The sequence below is a fragment of the Marinomonas arctica genome (assembly GCF_003259225.1).
GTDB lineage: Bacteria > Pseudomonadota > Gammaproteobacteria > Pseudomonadales > Marinomonadaceae > Marinomonas > Marinomonas arctica.
This window is the reverse complement of sequence record NZ_QHJF01000024.1, coordinates 1-20,074: the sequence shown is the minus strand read 5'-3', so window position 1 is coordinate 20,074 and position 20,074 is coordinate 1. Positions and strand designations below refer to the sequence as shown.

The window sequence follows — 20,074 nt, the reverse complement described above, 5'->3', positions numbered from 1 at the left end:
GAAAAGCTTGTTATGATTCAGAGTTATAATGATAACAAGCTTGGCTGAGGTGTTATTTTGTCAGAGATAAAATTGTCTGATATCGATTTAAATTTGTTGTATGTTTTTCAGGTTTTAATCGAAGAGCTCAATGTCACCAAAGCGGCGACACGGCTTAATGTTTCTCAGCCGGCAGTCAGTCGTTCCTTGTCACGCTTACGTGATGTGTTTGCCGATCCTTTGTTCATTCGCACTTCGCATGGTTTGTCTGCTACTGCAAAAACTCAAAGTTTAGCGCCGCTCTTGGCAGACACCTTAAAAGGTTTAGAGAGCCTTATTCAACCTAGCTTGTTCACACCTGAAACCAGTCAACGTCGTTTTATATTATCAACGACGGATTTTGGTACTTTAACTGTGTTGCCAAAGATTCTAGATCAATTTCGTCAAAAAGCACCGGGTGCTATTTTAGATGTTAAATCTTGGAATGAAGACATGGTGGCTGAGCTTGATCAAACGAATATCGATGTCGCGGTGGCGGTGTTGTCGAAAGAGCCCCCTGCGGGTATTCGAGCCATGCGTTTAAAAAGTGATCGTATGGTGTGTTTGGCTCGTAAGGATCATCCTAGTATTCAAGGTACGCTCACTTTAGAAGACTATGTACAAGCCAGCCATGTTCAAGTGGTATTAGGGCGTCGAGAGTATTTTGCGGTAGATCGTGAATTGGACAAAATAGGCCACAAGCGTCATGTCGCTGTGCATTTGCCTAATTTTGTACCTGCTGCAAGAGTGGTGATGGACAGTAATTTGTTACTGACAGTGCCGAGACTTTTTGCCGAAGATATGGTGGGAACCGTCTCTGAAATAGCTCTGTACGAGTTGCCTTTTGCAACGCGCGAGTTTGATTATTCGATGATTTGGCACGAGCGTTTTCAACACGATGCCGCTCATGTTTGGTTTAGGGGCTTGTTAAGAAAGGCATTTCTTGATGCCTCGACCAAAAATTAGCCCGTTAATGTAGACGCTTATACTTCTTGGTTTGACAAGCGTGCAACCCATTCTTTTGTTAATACTTCCACTAGGCTATAGCGTCTAAGCTTCATCGCCTCGTCTAAATCCGCGAAATGTTCTTCGAGATAATCGTTTAAGATTTTGTCTCTGAGTAGAATGAGTGATCGCATTTGCTCCGCTTGTTCATAGGTGACGTCTTTGTTTGTGATAAGAGCGTGAAGTACTTCTTTACGAGAAGAAATTTCAGTTTTGTAGTGATGTTGTAAAACGTATCGAGCAAGATCTAACATTGAAGCCACAAGCAACTGAAAAGAGTGCTCGATTATCATAATGTCATCTTTAGAGTAAGTGACTTTTTTTGCCGCTTTTCTAAAAGCATCGAGCCGCTTGATCATTGCATGTTGATGTTCATAGAGAGATTGTTCCCACTCAATGTTACGCATGTTAATTCGCCTTATAACGAGAAGAAGTAGTGCTCAAATCTTGTCGAGCACTACTTCTAGTTTAGGTGAGTTCTATGAAAACAGGAAAGTTAGAAACCAGAGAAAGGATAAAAAGAATAAGAGTGGCCGTATTCGATTTGCGTATTTGCTTTGATGTGCAGATAACCTTGGCTTTGGCAAGCTGCTAATAAGGCGCCGGAGCTTTGTTGAGGGTGGGCATAGGCAAGGCCATCCTGGCCAATAGATACTCGTAGGAATTCGTCACGTGTGATCGTTTTTGACCGGTTGAAGCCCGCATCAATTAGGTAAGATTGTGGGGATTGTGCTTTCTGACCAGAACAAATAGACAATAGAAGACGTGCGAACCAATGATAGGTGACTAGGGTAGAACTTGGGTTACCGGGTAAGCCAAGGAAGGGGGTGCCTTTAAGAGTGGCATGCACAAGGGGTTTTCCCGGTTTTATGGCGATTTTCCATAAATGTACCGTCCCCAGTTTTTCTAAGACACTTTTCACATGATCTTCTTCACCAACAGAAACTCCTCCAGAAGATAAAATGATATCGCAAGACTCAAGGAGTATCTGCAATGCGTCTTCTGTGTCTTTGGGGGTGTCAGCCGCATGAATACAGTGGCTTACTAGGTGACCTGCTTGGGTGACAAGGGCGCTCAGCATGGGGCCATTTGAGTTATAGATTTGCCCTGCTTGTAATGTCTCCCCTGGTGCGATCAATTCATCACCAGTGGTGAGTATGCCCACGCGCAATGGCTTGTAAACAGTGACGTCAGTAATGCCCAGACTGGATAAAAGACCAATGTGCATAGGCGAAAGCGTTTCACCAGCTTGTGCAACGGTTTGGCCTGTCTGCATGTCCTGCCCTTTCGGTCGAATGTTGTCACCTTGCCTAGGCGGCTCATTAAAAGCCACTTTTTCGCCCACGATTTGGGCGTTTTCCTGCATAATCACAGTGTCTGCGCCGGCTGGGATATTTGCCCCTGTAAAAATACGCGCGCAGGTACCAGGCATAAGAGGCTGAGGGGCGTGCCCTGCAGCTATGCGCTGACTGATGCTGAATTGCTTTCCGGCTTGCCAATCGTTTGTGGCGAGCGCGTAGCCATCCATGGCACTGTTGGCGTTAGGTGGCACGCAAATGCTTGCCACAACATCGGTTGCAAGAATGCGACCTACCGAGCTTGTTAGGGGAATTATCTGTTGTTCTACACGGACACTAGCGCTTTGCTTGATTGCCTCTAAAGCCTCTTCAAAAGCGAGTAAAGTAGACATAAATATTAGGCCTCGTGTTGATGAGTGGTATCTGGGCCAATCAACATACTGACAAAGTTGCAAGGACGATGTGAGGCGTTGAGTTGCTCAGCTAAAATGCCATCCCATGCGGTTTTACAAGCACCGGTTGAGCCGGGTAAGCAAAAAATAAGCGTTTGGTTGGCTAACCCTGCAATCGCGCGAGATTGAATCGTCGATGTGCCAATTTCTGTGTAAGAAATCTGTCTAAACAGTTCACCAAAGCCCTCGATGGTTTTATCAAACAACGGCATCATAGCTTCTGGCGTGCTGTCCCGAGAATAAAAACCGGTTCCGCCAGTGATGAGTACCACATGAGTTTCCTTGTCGGCGATCCAGTTGGACACGACAGCGCGCATTTGGTAAACATCGTCTTTGACCAGCTTTCTGTCATTGAGTTTATGACCCGCGTGAGTCAGCCGTTCTATTAAGGCATCCCCTGAGGTGTCTTCGGCCATGGATCGGGTATCGGATACGGTTAGAACGCTGATATTGAGTGGACGAAAAGGTGTCGGTGTTTTAGCCATGGGAATTCCTTGTTTAGCCTCCTGTAGCACTCATAAAGCGAAGTATTTGAGGGGCTTCAGCGAGATTAAAATGATGTTTTTGAGGTTTGAGTGCAAGCGCTTCAATAATGGCGCTTTCCAATGATATTGAGTCTGTTGATGTGTTTCGAATGACACTTTTTAAGTCTTTTGAATGCTCATTGCCTAGGCAGAGTAATAAGCGACCTTCAGCGGTTAACCTAACACGGTTACAGGTATCACAAAAGTTATGGCTATGAGGGGAAATAACGCCGATTTTGTGGTCATAACCTGCAACCTGATAATAGCGTGTTGGACCACTGGTGGTCGCTGAGCTGGGTGTCAGTTCATAATGACGCCCCAGCGTTTTAATGACCTCATCACTAGATAGATAGGTGGCTGCACGATTATGGTCGGTGATTACTCCAAGCGGCATCTCTTCAATGAAACTGATGTCCATTTTGCGATCTAAGGCAAATTGGGCAAGATCAAAAAGTTCATCATCGTTATGATTCTTGAGCATGACGCTGTTAATTTTTAGGCGTTTAAACGCCAGTTTGCTGGCAGCGTCGATACCGTCGATTACTTGTTGAAATTTGTCTCTGCGAGTTAAGGCGTAAAAGCGATCTGCTTTTAGCGTGTCGAGGCTGATGTTAATGCGTGAGACGCCAGCGTCGAGCAAGGTGTGCGCCATTTTATAAAGTTGTGACCCATTTGTGGTAATGGTCAGCTCTTCTAGTCCGTTCGTGTTGGCAATTTGCTCAATGGCCCAGAGAATATTTTTGCGCACCAAGGGTTCACCGCCCGTGATGCGAATGCGCTTGGTGCCCATTGCGATAAAGGTTTTTGCTACATAAACGATCTCTTCTAAAGACAAAATGTGGTCTCTAGGCATAAAAGTGACGTCTTCGTCCATACAATAGGTGCAACGAAAATCGCATCGGTCTGTGACCGAAATGCGTAAGTAGTCTATTTTTCGACCAAATGGATCGATTAGAGCGGACATAGACAAGAATAAATACCTCACAATCTAGGTGTCCATCAAAGCAAAAAAATGTCACTTTAGCAAAGTGAGACAAAATATTTTGATCAGATTCTTGGTATTACAGTATTTTGTGCAGATTTTCTGTTCAGACTGTCGTAAAAAAGACGACATAATAGGAAGCAGTATATTAAGTAGGAGGGCGTTGTGAATCAAGTTGTTAATCATCTTATTGGTTTATTAAAACTAGAACGTGTCTCGGCCACTCAATTTATTGGTCGTAGTCAGGACATTGGTTTTCCGAAACTATTTGGTGGGCAGGTGATTGGTCAAGGTCTAAGTGCGGCGACTCAAACCGTAGAGGGACGTTTTCCACATTCACTGCATTGTTATTTTCTGAGGCCTGGAGACTCGGCTCACCCTATCGAATATGACGTTGAGGTGATTAGAGATGGCGGCAGTTTCAGCGTTCGGCGCGTCATTGCGTCGCAGTTTGGTAAAAGTATTTTGGCGATGACGGTGTCGTTTCACATCACCGAAGAAGGGCTAGACCATCAGGATGCCATGCCGAATGTGCCGGGTCCTGAATCCTTTCAGTCTGAGCTGTCACTTTATCGAGAGCATGCGGATGAAATTCCATCCAAAGTGCGAGATTTGTTTACGGCAGACCGACCTATTGAATATCGAATCGTGGAAAATCAGAACCCATTCCGTCCTCGCCCAGGGATTGCGAAACGTCATATGTGGATTCGCAGCGTGTCTGCTTTGCCCGATGACGCGTTAGTTCATCAGTCCATGCTGGCGTATACAACAGACTATGGTTTTATTGAAACCGCTTTGATGCCGCATGGTATTTCAATTGGCAGTCCTTACTTAACGGTTGCAAGTTTAGATCATGCGATCTGGTTCCATCGTCCATTTAGATTGGATGAATGGTTACTGTATGTGGCGGACTCTCCGTCGGCGAATGCGGCTCGTGGTTTTGTTCGTGGGCAAATCTTTAATCAAAAGGGCGAGTTGGTGGCCTCTACTGCTCAGGAAGGTTTGCTGCGTTATTCACGTTAATTGTTAACGAGTAGACGCTAACTATGTATCAAAGGTCGTGTTGTTTTAACGCCCATAGAATGTGCTCTTTCACTAATTCAGAAGAGTGAGGGAGCGCATTTTGCAATGTTTGTATGGTGGCTGGATTGGTTGGCGCGTTGCCAAGAGCAACAGCGATGTTTCTGCGCCAATTTTCAAAGCCAGTTCGGCGAATTGGTGAGCCTTCGGTATTTTTCAAAAAGGTGGCTTCATCCCATTCAAACAATTCGATTAAGTCGGCTGAATCCAGATTGTGCCTTGGCTGAAAGTCGTCTTCTTGTGTGTATTTGGCGAATTTAGTCCAAGGGCAAACTAGCTGACAATCGTCACATCCAAAAATGCGGTTGCCCATTTTACTGCGCAGTTCTTCTGGAATGGGGCCTTTATGTTCAATGGTTAGATAAGAAATGCACTTTCCCGCATCCAGAACCCAAGGCTCAACAAAGGCATCGGTTGGACACTGAGTTAGGCAGGCGGTACAGCTTCCGCAATGTCTTGTTTCGGTAGGTTTGTCGACAGGAAGTGGCAAGTTAGTAAATATTTCACCGAGCAAAAACCAGCTGCCGGCTTTCGGTGTTAGCAAAAGAGTATTTTTGCCAATCCAGCCCATGCCAGCCTGTTCGGCAATTTGCCTTTCTAAGATAGGCGCGCTATCGACAAACGCTCTATAGCCATGATCGCCCACTTTTTCTTCTATTTTCTTGGCTAATTGAGTAAGGCGTTTACGAATTAATTTATGATAATCTCGCCCCAAGGCATAGCGGGCAATATAGGCTTTGTGTTTGGTTTTTAGTCTTTCGACGGTTTCGACCGATTGGGGAAGGTAATGCATACGCAGGGAAATAATACGGCGAGTGCCTGGGTGTAATTGCTCAGGATAAAAGCGCATGTCGCCATGGTTGGCAAGATAATCCATTCCAGCGTGGTATTGATTATTAAGCCATTCATTAAATTCGTCTTTGTACTGTGCAAGGTCTGGCTCGACAATGCGAGCGTCGGCAAACCCCAATTCGATTGCCCATGATTTGATATCGTCAGCAAGCAGGTTTAATTCTTCTGGACTGGATAAAAACGAAGGAAGCAAGTAAATACCGCAACTTGAGACGCTAGGCTAGAAATTCAGCCTAGCGTGAAAAAACAAAAACTAGTAAAGCTGAGAGTCGCCTTTCACCACATCCATCAATAGTTTGATGAATTTACGATCGGCCTCTGTGTGCTCTTCTTGGATTTTAATGGTGGTTTGGTTTGACACTTCTTCCGCAATGCGTTGGTACGCGTTCGGCTGGTTGATATTTTCTTTGGCGATACGGACTAATTCTCCAGCGAGTTCTGGATCCATAAGCATCTTACGAAAACAGCGCAAAAATTCATCAATAACTCGTTGTTGGTTAAGCTCATTAGCCATGGTAGAACTCCTAATCAATTTATGCTGCTATGACACCATGAAGCGTGGGTTAGAGCAAGTTTTTATACGCTTTGTGTTGACAAATCTAGGGCGTAAAGACAGAATGAAACGCTATATTATTCGACGACACCCTGTCGATGACGTCTTTCTTTGGGCCACTAGCCCATCTCAATCAGATTTTGTCTGATAAGCACAAGTGTAACATGACGCAATACTGTCATCTTCCACTTCTCCTCGCGAAAAAACGCGGACAGTGTAAAAACTGCGATCTCTTGCGTTTGAGTGTTTGTTACTTTTATATAAGCGCCTCTTATTTTTAAAAGTTACCTCAGTTAGTTTAGCAAACATCGTTTTATCAACTTTAATCTGTTTGTCTTATGCGGTTACAATAGCCACACTAAAATTAAAAGACAGATACATACTATAGAGGGTAACAAGGTGGAGTTATTATCCGGTGGTGAAATGATCGCCCGCTTCCTCAAAGATGAGGGAGTTGAGTATATCTATGGTTATCCAGGTGGAGCCGCACTTCATATTTACGATGCCTTGCATCGTCAGTCTGACGTAAAGCATATTCTGGTTAGGCATGAACAAGCGGCAACGCACATGGCGGATGGTTATGCGCGTGCCACAGGCAAGGCCGGTACGGTTCTTGTCACCTCGGGTCCAGGAGCCACCAATACGGTAACAGGTATTGCGACGGCGTACATGGACTCTATTCCCATGGTCGTTATTTGTGGTCAGGTAATGAGTTACTTGATCGGCGAAGATGCGTTTCAAGAAACCGATATGATTGGCGTGTCACGTCCAATTGTGAAGCACAGCTTTACGGTGAAGCATCCTTCTGAAATTCCTATGATCATGAAAAAGGCCTATCACATTGCCAGCACTGGTCGTCCAGGCCCTGTTGTCATTGATGTGCCAAAAGACATGACCATGCCTGGTGATAAGTACGAATACAAATATCCAGAGTCGGTTTCCATTCGTTCTTATACTCCACCAACAAAAGGACATAGTGGTCAGATTAAAAAGGCCGTTGATTTGTTGTTGGCGGCTAAGCGCCCAATTATTTATGCTGGCGGCGGCGTGATTATGGGCGGGGCATCTGATTTGCTGGTGAAACTGGCTAAGTCTTTGAACGTGCCTGTTACTAACACATTGATGGGCTTGGGTGGGTACCCAGGAACAGATAAGCAGTTTGTTGGTATGTTAGGCATGCATGGTGCGTATGAAGCGAACATGACCATGCATCACAGTGATGTTATCCTTGCTGTTGGCGCACGTTTTGATGACCGCGTAACCAATGATCCTGATAAATTTTGTCCAGGTGCCAAGATCATTCATATTGATATTGATCCTGCGGCCATTTCTAAAACCATTCGTTCAGACGTTCCAATTGTGGGCCCTGTTCGTCAGGTCTTGGATGAAATGCTGTCTTTAGTTGAAGGTCAAAGTTCAAACACGGAAGCCCTTGTTGGCTGGTGGAAGCAAATTAATGAATGGCGCCTAGTTCATGGTGGTCGTTATGATACCAGTAGCGACAAGATTAAGCCGCAAGCCGCAATTGAAGCTTGTTGGAGAGCTACGAAAGGCGACGCTTTTGTCGCATCAGACGTAGGTCAGCATCAAATGTTCGCCGCTCAGTACTATAAATTTGACAAGCCAAATCGTTGGGTCAATTCCGGTGGTTTAGGCACGATGGGATTTGGTCTTCCGGCTGCGATGGGCGTAAAAATGAGCTTCCCTGCAGAGACGGTTGTTTGTGTGACAGGCGAAGGCAGTATTCAGATGAATATTCAAGAGCTTTCGACTTGTCTGCAATACGGTTTGCCAGTGAAAATCTTGTGCTTGAATAATGGTTATTTGGGGATGGTTCGCCAATGGCAGGACATGAACTACGAAGGTCGTTATTCAAACTCGTACATGGATTCATTGCCTGATTTCAAAATACTGATGGACGCTTACCGCCATAAGTATGTAGAGATTCGCACCAAAGATGAACTCGATGCCAAAATGGAAGAAGCGTTTGCGATGACAGATCAGTTGGTCTTTATTAATTGTTACGTGGATCCAGAAGAGCATGTATATCCAATGCAAGTGCCTCGTGGCTCTATGCGTGATATGTTCTTGAGCAAGACGGAGCGTACCTAATATGAGACATATTATTTCTGTACTAATGGAAAACGAGCCGGGTGCTTTGTCGCGTGTCGTTGGTTTGTTCTCGCAGCGTAACTTTAACATCGAGTCATTGAACGTGGCGGCAACAGACGATCCTACTTTGTCTCGTCTTACGCTGACGACATTTGGGTCTGATCAGGTTGTAGAGCAGATCACTAAACAGCTGAACAAGTTGATTGATGTGGTGAAGCTGGTTGACTTGACCGAAGGGCAACACATCGAGCGTGAGTTGATGTTGGTTAAAGTGCGTGCCACGGGTGCTCAGCGTGCGGAAGTAAAACGCACTGTTGATATCTTCCGAGGCAATATCATTGATATGACGCCCTCTATTTATACGATTCAAATCGTAGGTGAGTCAGATAAACTGGATGGGTTCTTGCAAGCATTGGGCGGCGCTCATTTGCTTGAAGTGGTTCGTACTGGTGTGTCTGGTATTGCTCGCGGTGAAAAGACACTGTCTTTGTAATCGTCTACTGCTTTTGTCGTTGTCTCATTGAAAGATTGAAAAAGCCGCGCTTGTTCGCGGTTTTTTTTCGCGTAAATGATAGAGATTAAAGAGAATTAAATGGATAAAACGAATTGGAAACTGCTCAAATTATTGGAGCAAAATGGCCGTTTAACTTATGCCGAACTGGGTAAGCTGGTTCATCTTACGGCACCTGCTGTTGCTGAGCGCGTGAGAAAACTTGAAGAGTCTGGCGTGATTACGGGTTATGGCGCAAAAATCAATTTAGAAAAAGTGGGGATTCCCATCACAGCCTTGGTAGAGTGTCAGGTGTATCGAACCAAAGAGCGTGAGTTTAAAGCGTTAGTACTCAGTTTGGATGAGGTTATTTCTTGTCATAATGTGACGGGGCCTTATGCGTTTGTACTGCGTGTTGCCGTTCGTTCTATGTCCTTATTGGATGAGTTGTTAGAACGTTTAATTGATTTAAGTGACACCAATACCATGATGGTGCTTTCAACCCCAGTGTCACGAGAAATGCCGGTGAATATTGAAAAAGGAGTTGAAGCTGATATTAATTAAGGTTGTTGGGCAAGCTCGATAGGTGTTTTTGTCTGACGTGGCCATTGGCTAATAATCATCCCCGTCATAATAAAACCACAACCTACCAAAGCGCGAGTAGAGAGAACTTCCTCCATAAATATCCAACCACCCAATACGGCAAATACCGCTTCAGATGAGAGAATAAGAGCACTGATACTCGGTGAAATCTTTTTTTGCCCTAATGTTTGCAGTGTAAAAGCGATACCCGAAGAGGCGACGCCAGCATAGACCAACGGCCACCACGCCATTTTAATACCGTCCATTGTGGGCGCTTCTAATGTGAAAGCAGTGACAGAGGCTAATATTGTTGCTACTGAAAACTGCACGATGGAAAGTGGTAGGGCAGATACATACCGAGATAAGTAACCAATAATGAGCACATGTCCAGTCCAAAAAAGAGTGCCTAATAGTTCTATTGCATCGCCTTTGTTGATGGATAGGTTTGGCCCAACGGTTAAACTGTAAAGTCCTATTAATGCTAGACCCACTCCAATCCAGGTGTGTTTTTCGGTTTTATGGCCGAGCATAAGTCCAAATATTGGTACGAACACAATATACATGCTGGTGATGAAGCCTGCGTTGCCAGCAGTGGTGTATTGCAAGCCGATTTGTTGGCATGTAAAGCCTAAAAACAAGCAGCCTCCTGCCGTAAGGCCACCTAGCCAAAGTGTGCGATTATTTTGGGAAAGCCTAGGTTTAAAAATAAACAGCAAAGGCAAAAGTGACAAGGTCGCTAATAGAAAACGAACCGCATTAAAGCTGTGTGGCCCGAGGCTTTCCATGCCAACACTTTGAGCGACAAAGGCGAACCCCCAAATAGCCGCGGTGGCCCATAAAAAAAGATGTGCAATAGACATAGCTAACCTCAGGACATTGATAATCGAGTGGTTATTTTATGAAGTGATGGGGATTTTCCACAGGTGATATAAAAAGTTGTTTGTGGGCTTCGCTTTGGATAATAAAGCAAATTTAAGGTTTTGCTTTATTAATAAAGAGGGTAACTAATTGATTCTTAATCCTCTTAAAATATTCTTTTTTGTCTTGCTGAAAAGGTTAAAAAATAGGCTGACAGGTGAATGGTTTGGCTGTAAAGTGGCGCCAAAGTTTAGAGCTTACTGTCATTTCTAAGTGGGTCGATCTAACGCATTATTGAGAGAAATAAAAGCTATGACATTCAGTGTTTGGTTGGCAATGGCGCCGTTGTTAATGTTGCTGTCTTTGGGGCCTGGCCCAAATAACTTTACCTCCATGCACAATGGCATTCAGGTCGGTGCCACAAAAGCTGTTATTGCGGTAGTAGGGCGAAATCTTGCGTTTGGTATTTTGATGCTTGTTTCTGCGTTGGGTTTAGGGGCCATTATTGTCTCTTCTTCTTTCTGGTTCAGTATCATTAAGTGGTTTGGTGTTGCTTATTTGTTCTATGTTGGTATTAAGACGTGGCGAAGCGCCGCAATCGTTCTGGAAGAGCATGAAAATGAAATAGGAACTAAAGCAAAATCTGGGCATTTAGCGCGAATGCGTCAAGAGTTTTTGGTGGCGATTGGTAATCCTAAGGCGATATTGCTGTTCACCGCTATTTTTCCGCAGCTGCTTGATCTTAGCCAACCGGTGCCTATGCAGTTTTTCTGGATGGGATTAACCTTTTGCTGTACAGAATTTATTGCGGCTTATGTTTATGCGATGAGCGGTAAGCAGATACGCCGTTTGATCCGCAGCCCGAAAGGCATGAAAAATCTCAATCGTGGAATGGGCAGTGTGTTTGTTTTGGCGAGTGCTCTTTTGGCAACGGCCACGCGCTCTTAAAAAACGGGTGATTTTGAGTCTAAATTAAAAAGGTGACTCAAGGTCACCTTTTTGCATTCTAGTAAACATTCGTATTGCTTAACTGTGTTCTTTTAAGAACTCTTCACTTAAGTATAATTCTTCATTGCTGTTTACTTTTACATCGCGAGCTAGAATCATTTTTGCGATGTCTTGTGCTTCTTCTAGAGAATGCATTTCGTAAGTGCCACACTGATATTCGTTCAGTTCTGGAATATCGGCTTTGGATTTTACTTTCAATACATCTTCCATTGCTGCTTTCCAAGAGGTGGCGACGGTGTCTTCTGAAGGTGTACCAATCAGGCTCATGTAAAATCCAGTACGACAGCCCATTGGCGAAATGTCGATGATTTCAACACTGTCGCTGTTTAAGTGATCACGCATAAAGCCTGCAAACAAATGCTCCAATGTGTGAATGCCTTTCTCAGAAAGGATCTCTTCATTTGGCACGCAGAAACGCAAATCAAATACGGTGATATCGTCCCCTTTCGGTGTTGACATGGATTTGGCGACACGAACGGCTGGCGCATCCATACGAGTGTGGTCAACACGAAAACTGTCTAGTAATGGCATAAAATCTCTCCTGCTTAACTCAACGACATGGTCGTCGCTTCATAAATGGTGATATCAATCTGCACTATTGTACATGAAGTTTTGGCCCTTTGATCGGACTTTTTGGTGATCTCATGTATTCGTAACTGAGCGCCAAGCAAAAAGCGATAACGGCGAATAGCATGCTTTGGCCGATGAAAAACATCATAAAGGCGCAGCATATTAGGGCGATCATGGCTAAGAGTTGGGCGACACGATTGACTAATTTTAAGGCCGCAATACAGGTGAGGGTGTAGATAAGCAAGAAACTACCGTTTGTCATTTCAATGAACCATGACATTTTCCAGCCTGAAAGTTCTGAAAATAAAATAGAAGAGAGGGTAATGACGCCAACGAGGAAAACCGCTTTTTCTGGTGCCCCTCGTTGATTAAGGCGAATAAAGATTGCTGGTAGTGCGCCTTGTTGAGCCATAGATTGCACCATGCGAGAGAAGCCTAAAATATAAATAGCGACGTTGGCGAAGGCAATAATGTAAGCGCCAACAGCAAAGAGTCGACTGCTGGTTTCTCCCATCAGTTTACTGACTAATAATGCCAGTGATTGACTATTGGTAACTTCGTCGCCATAGGTGTGGTGCCAAGCGATTAAGAGCACTAGGCTCAGATAGGATAAAATAACGATGGTGATACCACCAAGAAGCGCTATAGGGAAATCACGCGTTGGGTTTTTGAACTCGGCGCCCATATGAGCCATTACCTCTATGCCTAAAAAACACCAAAAAATCACTCCGGTGGCATATAAGGTTTGCTGCCACTGAGACAATGTTGTAGGGGCCTCTATTACTTGGCGGCTGGCAGAAATATCACCAATAAAGCATAACCATAAAATGGTGAGTATCATGATAATGACGATGCCTGTTTGAAATCGTGCGGATGTTTGCATTCCAACCACAGCAAATAAAAGCATGCCAGTAAGTGTCAGTAGGCTAAAAAATAGAATCCACTGATCCGATGTTTTGAAAATAATAGTGAGGTATGCGGCCGCCACTTTTATCGCGACAGCGGGACCAACGAGTAAAATACTTAGAAATAACCAGCCGACGGCCTTTTCGTATTTTGCTCCGAATGCTCGACCTATATAGTGGGAAGCACCGCCAGCGGAAGGGTATTTAGAACCAAGCAGTGCAAAGATAAAGGCTATTGGAATAATCATTGCTGCAGTAATTAGCCACGCATAAAATGCAAAGGATCCCGCCTCTGCTACAGACATGGCAGGCAAAATCATCAGTCCTGTACCAATAAAAGTGGTGACTGTCATTGCTATACCCTGAAGCGGGCCAAGAGTTTTTTGGTATTGCGTCATTTGTTTGCCTTTACTTGTTAAATTCAGTGGCTGTTTTTTATTGTCGCTAAGGATAAAATAATCACCTAAACAATACGCTATACAAGTTGACGCTGTTTGGGGGCATTTTGCCGGAAAATCTGTCAATTTGATTGGCATCTCATGAGAGAGGAATACTGAGTGGCGGATCACTATGATCAGAAAATATTGGCTTTGCTAGTCGGTGATGCTCGACTATCTGTTTCGGATATTAGTCGGCAAGTGAACTTATCTCGCTCCGCTGTCACGGAACGAATTCGCCGTATGGAAGAGAATCGCACTATCACTGGCTATCATGCTCATACTTCAGTCTCAAAAGAAGATGGTGTGACAGCTTATTTAGCGCTTACTTTTAGACCTTTATCCTGTGATCTTGTGCAGCCGTTAATTGATGCGATTCCTGAGGTGAAACTTGCGCATTCGATTAGTGGAGATCTAGATCTGCTGATATTGGTTCAAGCCAGTTCTATGGCGCGTTTGCATGTTATTCGCAGTGAGATGGATGGTTGGCCGAATCTAGATAAAATTGTAACGCACATGTGCTTAGCAAAGCGTGTAGATCGATGGTGAAGGTGTTTAATTGTCTTTCTGTATAAAAATGAGGTGTCGATCTGAAAGCTTGGAAGCTTAAAGAGAAATGGTCTATTAAAGCGAGGTCGTACGATGATCTACTGACATTGTCGCTCCTAGGTGCATTGTGTGGATTATTCAGTGGCCTAGTGATGGTCTTTTTTTATGCTGTCATTTATTTGCCTACTCGCTATTTTTTGGGGGCAGATTTTGATGCATTTGAGATTTTACCTGTAGAGTGGCGAATGGGTTTAGTCATCGTTTCTTGTACTGTCTTAGCGAGCCTTTTGACATTCCTGCCTGCTCGTTATCACAAGGTTGGCGTACCTTACGTTATCGAAAGACTGAATTATCATGGTGGTAATTTACCTATTGGGAATGGTGTTGTGCAATTTTTTGCTGCAGTCGTTGCCTTAGTGGGAGGGCTTTCTATTGGTAAGGAGGGACCTGCGGTACATTTGGGCGCAACCCTAGGAGGCTTTCTAGCAGCAAAGGCTAAGCTCCCCCAATATGGCGTTGAGACACTATTGGCTTGTGGTGTTGCTGGTGCCATCTCGGCCATTTTTCAAACACCCTTGGCTGGTGTGTTGTTTGCTTTTGAAGTGATTTTTTTGGAATATCGTCAGCGTTACGTATTGCCGGTTTTGCTGTCTTCTGTGGTTGCGACTCTGATTAGTCATTATGTTATTGGGCCTTTGAATATATTCAGTATTGGGAATATTTCGTCAGTCGTATTTTCAGCGAATCTCTTTGTTGCGTGTTTCATGTTGGTTGTCTTTATTGTGCTGTTGTCGGCTCTGTTTCTCCATGCACAAAAAGTCTTGTGGCACCTAAGTGGTTTTTCTGTCTGGTTGCGCTTCTTTATCGTGGCTATTGCGACGTCTTTTGCGGCGGTTTATTTGCCAGAAGCACTGGGCAGTGGCTACAGCTCGCTGAGTCATTCAATATCGGGTGATTTGTTGGTTTATTCTCTGCTCCTGTTAATAGTTGTGAAAACCCTATTAACGGCATTGACCATTGGGCTGGGAATACCAGGTGGTATGATAGGTCCAACCTTTATTATTGGGGGGCTGGCTGGTGCTCAAGTTGCTTTAATATTTGATCATGGGGCGGTTGATATCGCTTTGTTTGCCTTGCTTGGAATGGCCGCAATGATGGCGGCTTGTTTTCAAGCTCCGCTGACGGCATTGGTCGCGATTATTGAAATGACTCACTCCTCTGAGGCAATTGTTCCGGCTTTATTTGTGATTGTGTTAGCCTGCTTATTAATACGTGTATTCTTTCACCAAGAGTCAGTTTTTGCTGAGCGTCTAAGTTACATGGGGATGTCTTCTAATATTAGTCCCTTTCAACGTTATTTACGTCATCACACCGTTAGGCCAGTCGCTGAAGATGTTTTGGTATTGCCTGCCAGTGTTCCTCTTGAGCAAGTAAAGGATTTGGCATCAAGTATGGTAGACTACGCTGTATTTGAAACTGGTGGTCAGTGGCGGCTTGTCCGTCGCGTCGCTTTGTTAGACGCATTGCAAACGTTAGATTCAGGGCCTCAGTCGTGGTTAGTTTTTCAAAATGAAAAAGTGTCGATGAACTTACCGCTGGCGTTAGAATCTACTTGTATTCCTTTAATAGACGAGCCTGCTTCATTGGAAGCGATGCTTGGTTGGTTTCAAAAAACAGGGTTGTCTGAAGTGCTGGTATCCTTGTCTATGTCTTCTTTTAGCCTAGTTTCAAGGCATCGGCTTGATCAGTTTTTGTTAAAAAGTGATTAAAAAAATTACCTCGTTAACGTTAGTCTAATGCTTTTATTTTAGATTGCTCGCTGACTAGATGAATTAAATTATTGGTTATAGGATTTGAAAATATGAGTCGCTCAGAAGATCTATATGCACGCGCCCAACACCGTATTCCTGGTGGTGTCAATTCCCCAGTGCGAGCTTTTAATGGTGTAGGTGGTACGCCTATTTTTTTCCAGCGTGGGGAAGGGGCTTATGTCTATGATGAAGACAAAAAACGCTATATAGATTATGTTGGATCTTGGGGGCCAATGATTTTAGGTCATTCACACCCTGATGTGTTAGACGCGGTTAGAAAGCAGCTGGATTTTGGTTTAAGTTTTGGTGCGCCGACAGAAGTTGAAATCATTATGGCTGAAAAAGTCTGTGAACTCGTCCCTTCTATGGATATGGTGCGCATGGTGAACTCGGGTACCGAAGCCACCATGAGTGCGATTCGTTTGGCTCGTGGTTACACAGGACGTGATAAAATCGTCAAATTCGAAGGCTGCTATCATGGACATTCTGATTCTTTATTAGTAAAAGCTGGCTCGGGTGCCTTAACGTTGGGCGTTCCAAACTCTCCTGGCGTGCCTGCCGATTTAGCGAAACATACCATTACCTTACAATACAATGATATTGAGGAAGTGACCCGTTGCTTTGCAGAAATCGGTGATCAAATTGCGTGCATCATTGTTGAGCCTGTCGCTGGCAATATGAATTGTATTTTGCCAATTGAGGGTTTTTTGGAGACCTTACGTAAGGTTTGTGATGAATCCGGTGCTGTGCTGATTTTTGATGAAGTTATGACAGGGTTCCGTGTGGCGCTGGGTGGTGCTCAGGACTATTTTGGTATTGTTCCCGACTTAACAACGCTTGGTAAAGTGATTGGTGCCGGTATGCCAGTAGGTGCGTTTGGTGGTAAACGTGCGATTATGGAATGTATCTCTCCGTTGGGCCCAGTTTATCAGGCGGGCACCTTATCTGGTAATCCTGTTGCTATGGTTGCGGGGTTGGCGGTATTGAACAAAATCAGTGAGGCTGGCTTCCATCAGACTTTAGGTTCCAAAGCGTCTCGTCTCGTAGCGGGGCTAAAAAAGGCTGCGGATGATGCTGGTGTGCCTTTCTGTGTTGTGAGTGTGGGGGGGATGTTCGGCTTTTTCTTTACAGAGTCGACAGCAGTGACCAGTTTCAGCGAGGTTCAGCGTTGTGATTTACCACGCTTCAAGGCCTTTTTTCACTATATGTTAGAAGAGGGGGTGTATTTTGCCCCAGCAGCGTTTGAAGCGGGCTTTATCTCTCAGGCGCACTCTGAAGAAGATATTGATTACACAATAGAAGCCGCTAAGCGTTCTTTTGCTAAGCTTGTATAAATAATTTGTGGAAGGAAGGTTTGCAGTATGTCTATTGATGATATTAAAAAATCACCCGTTGATGAAATTGAAGATATTGACGTTGGTGATGAAAAGAAACAGCCCCACAAAGGGGTGTATTTATTGCCAAATTTGTTTACTACGGCGGCGCTTTTTTCAGGGTTTTATTCCATTATCGCGGCTATGAATGGAAACTACTCCCATGCAGCCGTGGCTATTTTTATCTCTATGATTTTTGACGGCTTAGATGGCCGTGTCGCTCGTTTGACTCATACACAAAGTGCTTTTGGTGCGGAATATGATTCTTTGGCGGATATGGTGTCTTTTGGTATTGCGCCAGCGTTAATTGTGTTTACTTGGTCGTTGGCACCACTTGGTAAGATTGGTTGGATCGCTGCGTTTATTTATGCAGTTGGTGCAGCACTGCGTTTGGCTCGTTTCAACACTATGATTGGGGTTGAAGAAAAACGTTATTTTACTGGGCTTCCTAGTCCCGCAGCAGCAGCCATTGTGGCGGGTGTTATTTGGGCTGCGAATGATAATGGCATCTCGGGCGAAAGTATGGCGACACTCATGGCTTTGCTTGTTCCTATTACAGGCCTGCTAATGGTTAGTAATGTGAAATATCGCAGTTTCAAAGATTTGGATTTGAAAGGGCGTGTTCCATTTGTGGTTTTGTTAATTGCTGTTTTGATTTTGGTTTTTGTGGCTTTACAGCCCGCTTTTGTATTGATGAGCGTTTTTTGTCTTTATGGGTTATGGGGACCGCTTGCTATTGTATTTAAGCGATTGCGCTAGACATTGTGATGCAAAAAAGTATTCTTTTTTAATATGCGTGCTTTTTTGAACTAGTGGCGTGCCCCCTTGTCAATAAATTTAATAACAGAAGGGGACATGCTATGTTGATTTTGAATAAAAAAGCGTCTGATTGTTCTGAATCAGAAGTGACTGATCAATCCATTTACCTAAATCGCCGCCAATTTATGAAAACCACTGCTGGTGTAGCGCTTGGAGTTGGCGCGATTGGCCAAGTGTCTGCTGCCTTACAAGAGGGTAATCCGTTATCACCCTCTTCCTCTTTAGTATCTTCTTTCCAGAATATCGTTGAAACCTCTTATGGTAAAGGTGACAAAGTGTCGCCTTTTAATGTGGCAACTTCATATAATAATTTTTATGAGTTTGGTTATGGCAAAAGCGATCCTAAAGATAGATCCTCCAGTTTGAAAACCGCGCCTTGGACTATCTCAGTCGAGGGTGAAGCGGAGAGAACAGGTGTATTTGATTTAGATGATATTATTAATGAGTCTGTGCTGGAGGAGCGTATTTACCGACTTCGTTGTGTAGAAGCCTGGTCAATGGTAATACCTTGGGTTGGCGTTTCTCTTGCAAGCGTTTTAAAGCGCTTTCAACCAACATCGAAAGCAAAATATGTTTACTTCGAAACCTTATATGACCCTAAGCAGATGCCTGGTCAATTAGGCGGTGGTTTGGATTGGCCTTACCGAGAAGGTTTGCGTATCGATGAAGCGATGAATCCTTTGGCTTTTCTTGCTGTTGGTATGTACGGAAGTATTTTACCAAATCAGAATGGTGCGCCAGTTCGGTTGGTTTTGCCTTGGAAATATGGCTTTAAAAGTATCAAATCCATTGTGAAAATTCGTTTTGTAGAAACAATGCCGGAGACGACTTGGAGTATGTTAGCGCCTAGTGAATATGGCTTCTATGCTAACGTGAATCCTAGCGTTGATCACCCTCGTTGGTCGCAACAGCAGGAACGACGTTTGCCTGGTGGTGTGCTTTTTCCAAATGTTATTGAAACAAAAATGTTCAATGGCTATGAAGAAGAAGTGGCCTCCCTTTATGCGGGCATGGATTTGAAAAGGTTTTATTAATATGGCTGGTTTTTGGGATAGAAGGGAAAAGCCCTACGTGCTGATATTGTTTGCTTTGCCGTTTTCATGGATGTTTCTTTCCTTGTTGATGGGACAGTACTTTCCCGATCCCGGTAAGTTGCTGATGAGGTTGAGTGGTATTTGGGCGTCCGTATTTGTTGTCGCGGTCATGGCCATGACATTGATTGGAAAAATAGAGAGCTTGAGGTTTGTCAATCGCTATCGTCGTTTCATTGGTCTAGCTGCTTTTTTCTATTCGTTACTCCACTTTATTATCTATTTAATTTTATTTGCTGGGTTAAGTTGGACTTGGATTGCTTCAGATCTTATTGAAAAGCCTTATATTTATGTTGGTGTCTTAGCTCTTGTTATCATGGCTATTTTAGCAGTAACAAGTACAAAACCTATGATGCGTAAGCTAGGGAAGAGGTGGAAGCCGTTACACCGCTTTATGTACCTAGCAGCTATAGCGATACTTGCTCACTTGTGGTGGCAGGTTAAAGATGATGTTTCGTTAGCTGTCTATTTTTCTATATTACTGACCCCTTTGTTGATATCTAAAATACCTACGTTACCTGTGTATAAACATTTTTTTAAGAAAATTTAAAAAAGTGCTTGCACAGAATTTTTTGGGATGTATTATACGCACCCACTGACACGGACAACGACGCAAACAAGAGTTTGCACTTACTAAGGTAAGTAAGTTGAACGAAGCATCAGACGCTCTTTAAAATAGATAATCAGATAATTTGTGTGGGCGCT

21 protein-coding genes are annotated in these 20,074 nt (G+C 44.0%); 12 read left to right on the top strand and 9 right to left on the bottom strand.

From position 1 onward, the window contains the following. Positions 1-57: 57 nt before the first annotated feature. Positions 58-984, top strand: a complete 927-nt coding sequence (locus DK187_RS14075; RefSeq protein ID WP_111607987.1) for a LysR family transcriptional regulator — start codon at positions 58-60, stop codon at positions 982-984. Positions 985-1,001: 17 nt separating this feature from the next. On the opposite strand, the gene DK187_RS14070 is transcribed toward DK187_RS14075, so the two are convergent. From DK187_RS14070 to moaA, 4 genes are all read right to left on the bottom strand, one after another. Next, positions 1,002-1,430, bottom strand: a complete 429-nt coding sequence (locus DK187_RS14070) for a hypothetical protein (protein ID WP_111607986.1) — start codon at positions 1,428-1,430, stop codon at positions 1,002-1,004. 89 nt (positions 1,431-1,519) lie between these two features. Continuing rightward, the gene (locus tag DK187_RS14065; RefSeq protein ID WP_111607985.1) at positions 1,520-2,713 is read right to left on the bottom strand and encodes a molybdopterin molybdotransferase MoeA; all 1,194 of its coding nucleotides are present in this window, start codon (positions 2,711-2,713) and stop codon (positions 1,520-1,522) included. 5 nt (positions 2,714-2,718) lie between these two features. After that, positions 2,719-3,258, bottom strand: a complete 540-nt coding sequence (gene moaB, locus DK187_RS14060; protein ID WP_111607984.1) for a molybdenum cofactor biosynthesis protein B — start codon at positions 3,256-3,258, stop codon at positions 2,719-2,721. A 13-nt stretch (positions 3,259-3,271) separates the two neighbouring features. Continuing rightward, positions 3,272-4,261, bottom strand: coding sequence for a GTP 3',8-cyclase MoaA (gene moaA / locus DK187_RS14055; RefSeq protein ID WP_111607983.1), 990 nt, complete (start codon positions 4,259-4,261; stop codon positions 3,272-3,274). A gap of 183 nt (positions 4,262-4,444) precedes the next feature. Between moaA and DK187_RS14050 the strand changes: the two genes are divergently transcribed. After that, positions 4,445-5,302: an acyl-CoA thioesterase gene (locus tag DK187_RS14050; protein ID WP_111607982.1), complete on the top strand. Its 858-nt coding sequence runs from the start codon at positions 4,445-4,447 to the stop codon at positions 5,300-5,302. Positions 5,303-5,330: 28 nt separating this feature from the next. Here the strand turns inward: DK187_RS14050 and queG are convergent, their stop codons facing one another. Together queG and DK187_RS14040 are read right to left on the bottom strand one after the other, a co-directional pair. Beyond that, the gene (queG, locus tag DK187_RS14045) at positions 5,331-6,404 is read right to left on the bottom strand and encodes a tRNA epoxyqueuosine(34) reductase QueG (RefSeq protein WP_111607981.1); all 1,074 of its coding nucleotides are present in this window, start codon (positions 6,402-6,404) and stop codon (positions 5,331-5,333) included. A gap of 60 nt (positions 6,405-6,464) precedes the next feature. Then, a complete protein-coding gene (locus tag DK187_RS14040; protein ID WP_012069032.1) occupies positions 6,465-6,725 on the bottom strand; it encodes a hypothetical protein in 261 nt (86 codons plus the stop codon). Positions 6,726-7,163: 438 nt separating this feature from the next. On the opposite strand from DK187_RS14040, the gene DK187_RS14030 reads away from it, so the two are divergent. From DK187_RS14030 to DK187_RS14020, 3 genes are all read left to right on the top strand, one after another. After that, the gene (locus DK187_RS14030) at positions 7,164-8,876 is read left to right on the top strand and encodes an acetolactate synthase 3 large subunit (protein WP_111607979.1); all 1,713 of its coding nucleotides are present in this window, start codon (positions 7,164-7,166) and stop codon (positions 8,874-8,876) included. Between the two features lies 1 nt (position 8,877). Further along, positions 8,878-9,369, top strand: coding sequence for an acetolactate synthase small subunit (gene ilvN / locus DK187_RS14025; RefSeq protein WP_111607978.1), 492 nt, complete (start codon positions 8,878-8,880; stop codon positions 9,367-9,369). A gap of 99 nt (positions 9,370-9,468) precedes the next feature. Next, the gene (locus DK187_RS14020; RefSeq protein WP_111607977.1) at positions 9,469-9,930 is read left to right on the top strand and encodes an Lrp/AsnC family transcriptional regulator; all 462 of its coding nucleotides are present in this window, start codon (positions 9,469-9,471) and stop codon (positions 9,928-9,930) included. On the opposite strand, the gene DK187_RS14015 is transcribed toward DK187_RS14020, so the two are convergent. Continuing rightward, positions 9,927-10,808 carry a DMT family transporter gene (locus tag DK187_RS14015; RefSeq protein WP_111607976.1) on the bottom strand — a complete coding sequence of 294 codons (882 nt, stop codon included), beginning with the start codon at positions 10,806-10,808 and terminating at the stop codon, positions 9,927-9,929. The genes DK187_RS14020 and DK187_RS14015 overlap by 4 nt on opposite strands. Positions 10,809-11,118: 310 nt before the next feature. On the opposite strand from DK187_RS14015, the gene DK187_RS14010 reads away from it, so the two are divergent. Continuing rightward, positions 11,119-11,754: a LysE family translocator gene (locus DK187_RS14010; protein WP_111607975.1), complete on the top strand. Its 636-nt coding sequence runs from the start codon at positions 11,119-11,121 to the stop codon at positions 11,752-11,754. A gap of 78 nt (positions 11,755-11,832) precedes the next feature. On the opposite strand, the gene luxS is transcribed toward DK187_RS14010, so the two are convergent. Next, positions 11,833-12,345, bottom strand: coding sequence for an S-ribosylhomocysteine lyase (gene luxS / locus DK187_RS14005; protein ID WP_111607974.1), 513 nt, complete (start codon positions 12,343-12,345; stop codon positions 11,833-11,835). A gap of 64 nt (positions 12,346-12,409) precedes the next feature. Further along, the gene (gene yjeH, locus DK187_RS14000) at positions 12,410-13,687 is read right to left on the bottom strand and encodes an L-methionine/branched-chain amino acid transporter (protein WP_111608071.1); all 1,278 of its coding nucleotides are present in this window, start codon (positions 13,685-13,687) and stop codon (positions 12,410-12,412) included. A gap of 159 nt (positions 13,688-13,846) precedes the next feature. Here yjeH and DK187_RS13995 point away from each other — a divergent pair, with 159 nt between their 5' ends. The 6 genes from DK187_RS13995 (at position 13,847) to DK187_RS13970 (ending at position 19,919) form a co-directional block, all read left to right on the top strand. Further along, complete coding sequence (locus tag DK187_RS13995) at positions 13,847-14,275, top strand: Lrp/AsnC family transcriptional regulator (protein WP_111607973.1); 429 nt, start codon at positions 13,847-13,849, stop codon at positions 14,273-14,275. Positions 14,276-14,520: 245 nt separating this feature from the next. Next, entirely contained in the window at positions 14,521-16,044 is a 1,524-nt protein-coding gene (locus tag DK187_RS13990) for a chloride channel protein (RefSeq protein WP_223232316.1), read from the top strand. 92 nt (positions 16,045-16,136) lie between these two features. After that, positions 16,137-17,420 carry a glutamate-1-semialdehyde 2,1-aminomutase gene (gene hemL / locus DK187_RS13985; protein WP_111607971.1) on the top strand — a complete coding sequence of 428 codons (1,284 nt, stop codon included), beginning with the start codon at positions 16,137-16,139 and terminating at the stop codon, positions 17,418-17,420. A 27-nt stretch (positions 17,421-17,447) separates the two neighbouring features. Beyond that, the gene (gene pssA / locus DK187_RS13980; protein ID WP_111607970.1) at positions 17,448-18,218 is read left to right on the top strand and encodes a CDP-diacylglycerol--serine O-phosphatidyltransferase; all 771 of its coding nucleotides are present in this window, start codon (positions 17,448-17,450) and stop codon (positions 18,216-18,218) included. A gap of 101 nt (positions 18,219-18,319) precedes the next feature. Next, complete coding sequence (gene msrP / locus DK187_RS13975) at positions 18,320-19,312, top strand: protein-methionine-sulfoxide reductase catalytic subunit MsrP (protein WP_111607969.1); 993 nt, start codon at positions 18,320-18,322, stop codon at positions 19,310-19,312. Position 19,313: 1 nt separating this feature from the next. Beyond that, positions 19,314-19,919, top strand: coding sequence for a protein-methionine-sulfoxide reductase heme-binding subunit MsrQ (locus tag DK187_RS13970; RefSeq protein WP_223232317.1), 606 nt, complete (start codon positions 19,314-19,316; stop codon positions 19,917-19,919). Positions 19,920-20,074: the final 155 nt, after the last annotated feature.